This window comes from Mesorhizobium sp. M4B.F.Ca.ET.214.01.1.1 (genome assembly GCF_004791545.1).
GTDB lineage: Bacteria > Pseudomonadota > Alphaproteobacteria > Rhizobiales > Rhizobiaceae > Mesorhizobium > Mesorhizobium abyssinicae.
Genome location: NZ_SRUX01000268.1, coordinates 1 through 289, shown reverse-complemented (window position 1 = coordinate 289; position 289 = coordinate 1). Strand labels below are relative to the sequence as shown.

Genomic DNA, 289 nt, shown 5'->3' with positions numbered 1-289 from the left:
CAACAAGGAGGTCACCGACATCCTGATCGACCTGATCCGCCGCGAGACCCACGGCTTTTCAATGAGCTTTGCCCACACGCTGGTCGGCGAACTGTCGACCAGCGTCGGCCTGATCAACAACCCGCAGCGCTCGGCGGGTTTCAAGGTGCTGAAGGCGCCTGACGTTCCCTCCGTGCTGGTCGAGCTTGGCTACCTCTCCAACAACAAGGACGAGGCGCAGCTGCTCAGCGCCGACTGGCGCGGCAAGGCGGCCCAGAGCATCACCAATGCCGTCGCCTTGTTCGCCGCT

1 protein-coding gene is annotated in these 289 nt (G+C 63.7%); it reads left to right on the top strand.

All coding sequences use genetic code 11. From position 1 onward, the window contains the following. A partial coding sequence (locus EN857_RS34200) for an N-acetylmuramoyl-L-alanine amidase (protein WP_189522851.1) occupies nucleotides 1-289 on the top strand: 289 nt, incomplete at both ends.